Here is a 2,989-nt window from a genome sequence, read left to right on the forward strand (position 1 = left end):
CAGGCCGAGGCGGGCGCGCTCGCGCAGGCCGGCATCGATCGCCGCCAGCTCGGCGGGGGTGAAGCGCTCGACGACGCTGCCGCCGCGGGCGCGGATCGCCCGCTGCACGACGCTCCAGTCGCCACGCGCGCTACCTGCCGCCATCGCGGTCGAGGAGTGCAGCACGCGGCCGTTCAGGTCGAGCAGGTTGAGGAAGTCGAGCGCGAGCCCGCCCTTGCGCGCGCCGAGCAGCGCCACGACCGCCTCCGGCGTCTCGTGCACCAGCGTCTGCGCGAGCGCGTGCGAGCCGGCGAGCGCCTGCACGCCGTTGCCGACGCCGTCGATCACGCGCTCGAAGTAGCCGTGCGCGGTCGACAGGTCGCTGGCGACGCGCGACACCATCAGGCGGTGGTAGTAGACCTCGCCCCAGTACCACAGCAGGCCCATGATCAGCGGGAAGCCGAGCATCAGCGGCGCGAGCACGAGGGCGAGCAGCTTGGCGCGCACCGAGGCGCGCAGGCCTTCGGCGAGGCTCATCGCCGCGCTCCCGCACAAGGGCCCGCCCGCCGGCGCGGCCTGCTCGCGACGACCCTCGCCACGCTCAGGCCCGCCGCTCCGCAGGCGCCGCGGCGGCGTCCTCGAGCACCCACTCGGCGAACTTGCGCTCCAGGGTCTTGCGCGACACGCCGAGCCGGCGCGCGGCCTCGGTCTTGTTGCCCTCGCAGGCCGCGGTCACGCGCTCGATGTGGCGGCGCTCGACCTCGGCCAGGCTCAGCTCCAGCTCGCCCGCCGGCGTCGGCGCGGCGGTGGGCGCCGCGCTCGGCTGCGGCGGGAAGCAGCCGAGGATCAGCGAGCGCTCGACATAGTTGCGCAGCTCGCGGACGTTGCCCGGCCAGGAATAGCCGGCCAGCCGGCTCACCACCTCGTGCGAGAGCGGCAGCGCCGGCACGCCGAGCTGGACGGCGAGCTGCTGCATGAAGTGGCGCATCAGCTCGGGGATGTCCTCGCGCCGGGCGCGCAGCGGCGGCAGGGCGATGTCGACCACCGCGAGCCGGTAGTAGAGGTCCTCGCGGAAGCGTCCTGCGCGCACCTCCGCGGCGAGCTCGCGATTGGAGGCGGCGATGATGCGAACGTCGACCGGCAGCTCGCGCTCGGAGCCGACCGGGCGCAGCTTGCGCTCCTCGAGCACGCGCAGCAGCCGGGTCTGCATCGCCAGCGGCAGCTCGCTGATCTCGTCGAGGAAGAGGGTGCCGCCGTGGGCGTAGTAGAACAGGCCGTTGCGGCTCTCGGTGGCGCCGGTGAAGGCACCCTTGACGTGGCCGAAGAGCTCGCTCTCGATCAGCTCGGAGGCGATCGCCGCGCAGTTGAGCGGCACGAAGGGGCGCTGCGCGCGCGGGCTGGTCTGGTGCAGCGCGCGCGCCACCACCTCCTTGCCGGTGCCGGATTCGCCCAGCAGCAGCACCGTGCTCGGCATCTGCCCGACGCGGCGCACCATCGCGCGCAGCTGCTCCATCGCGGGCGAGTGGCCGATCAGCCCGGTGGGTTCGGCCCCCAGGCCGGCGAGCTCGCGGCGCAGCACGAAGTTCTCGCGCGCGAGGCCGGCACGCTCGAAGCAGCGCTTGATCGAGTTGAGGATCTGGTCGACGCGGAAGGGCTTGAGGATGAAGTCCGAGGCGCCGCCGCGCAGGGCGTCGATCGCGGTCTCCATGTCGGCGAAGGCGGTGATCAGGATCACGTCGCCGGCGTAGCCGTGCTCGCGCAGCTCGTGCAGCCACTCGATGCCCGACTTTCCGGGCAGCGCGATGTCGAGCACGAGCAGGTCGAAGTGCAGCCGCGCCATCAGCGCCGCGGCGTGCTCGGCGTCGGCGGCCGACTGCACCATGCCGCAGCGGCGCGCGAGCGTGCGCTCGAGGAAGTTGCGCATGCCCTCCTCGTCGTCCACCACCAGCACCGAGTGCGCCGGCCAGTTGTAGTCGGCGAGCTCCACCGGGCGCGCGGGCGCGGGCTCCATCGCGCCGTCCCGCTGCGCACCTTGCGACGCCGCTGCGCCGTCCTCGTCCTTGCGTTTCGCGACCATGTTCAGAAGGGCTTCAACACCACGAGGAACACCACCACGAACAGCACCAGCACCGGGATCTCGTTGAAATAGCGGTACCACACGTGGCTGCGCGTGTTGCGTCCCTCGGCGAAGGCGCGCATCAGGCGGCCGCAGTAGAGGTGGTAGCCGATCAGGAACACCACCAGCAGGGTCTTGGCGTGCAGCCAGCCGCCGGCGAAGCCGTAGCCGAACCAGAGCCACAGGCCGAGGCCCACGGCGAGGATGCCGAGCGGGGTCATGAAGCGGTAGAGCTTCATCTCCATCATGCCAAGGCGCTCGCGGGTGGCGGCGTCCTCGACCATGGCGTGATTGACGAACAGGCGCGGCAGGTAGAAGAGGCCGGCAAACCAGCTCACGACGAAGACGATGTGAAAGGCCTTGAGGGTCAGCATGCGGGAGAGGCTCCAGGTTCGATCGAAGAGGGAAGCTTGCGGTGCGCCGCGCTTCAGGCGGCGGGGACGGTGGCGGCACGCAAGCCGTCGGCCACCGTCGGATAGCGCAAGCGCAGGCGCAGTTCCCGCTTCAGGCGGCGGTTGTCGAGGCGGCGCGACTCGCTCATGAAGGACAGCGTGAGCGGCGACAGGTGGCGGACGATCTCGGCGCGCGCCATGCGCGGCGGTCGCGCCAGGCCGAAGCGCTCGGCGACCGCGTCGAAGTATTCGCCCATGCGCAGGCCGGAGTCGTCGCTGGCGTTGTAGGCCCGCCCGGGGCCGGCGCGGAACAGCGCCAGGCAGGCGATGCGGGCGAGGTCCTCGGCGTGGATGTGGTTGGTGTGCACATCCTCGTCGGCGGCGAGCACCGGGTCGCCGCGGCGCAGGCGCTCGAGCGGCAGGCGGTCGGCGGCGTAGATGCCGGGCGCGCGCAGCAGGGCCACGCGCACCTGGTTGCGCCGGCCGAAGGCGCGCAGGCGGC

3 protein-coding genes and 1 pseudogene are annotated in these 2,989 nt (G+C 72.3%); all 4 read right to left on the reverse strand.

The features are described 5' to 3' along the window. Positions 1 to 516, reverse strand: a pseudogene (locus C667_RS21725) (two-component sensor histidine kinase); the annotation flags it as partial. Between the two features lie 64 nt (positions 517 to 580). Beyond that, positions 581 to 1,990: a sigma-54-dependent transcriptional regulator gene (locus C667_RS21730; protein WP_039922704.1), complete on the reverse strand. Its 1,410-nt coding sequence runs from the start codon at positions 1,988 to 1,990 to the stop codon at positions 581 to 583. A 68-nt stretch (positions 1,991 to 2,058) separates the two neighbouring features. Beyond that, positions 2,059 to 2,469 (reverse strand): CopD family protein, encoded by a 411-nt coding sequence (locus C667_RS21735; RefSeq protein WP_004384777.1) that lies wholly within the window; start codon positions 2,467 to 2,469, stop codon positions 2,059 to 2,061. A 53-nt stretch (positions 2,470 to 2,522) separates the two neighbouring features. After that, a partial coding sequence (locus C667_RS21740; protein ID WP_004384778.1) for a Rossmann-fold NAD(P)-binding domain-containing protein occupies positions 2,523 to 2,989 on the reverse strand: 467 nt, incomplete at its 5' end.

Origin of the sequence: Thauera phenylacetica B4P, assembly GCF_000310225.1 — a bacterium.
GTDB lineage: Bacteria > Pseudomonadota > Gammaproteobacteria > Burkholderiales > Rhodocyclaceae > Thauera > Thauera phenylacetica.

Coding starts and splice junctions, on each gene's coding strand:
- C667_RS21730 (WP_039922704.1), bottom strand. CDS start 1,990: ATGGAGCCCGCGCCCGCGCGCCCGGTGGAGCTCGCCGACTACAACTGG.
- C667_RS21735 (WP_004384777.1), bottom strand. CDS start 2,469: ATGCTGACCCTCAAGGCCTTTCACATCGTCTTCGTCGTGAGCTGGTTT.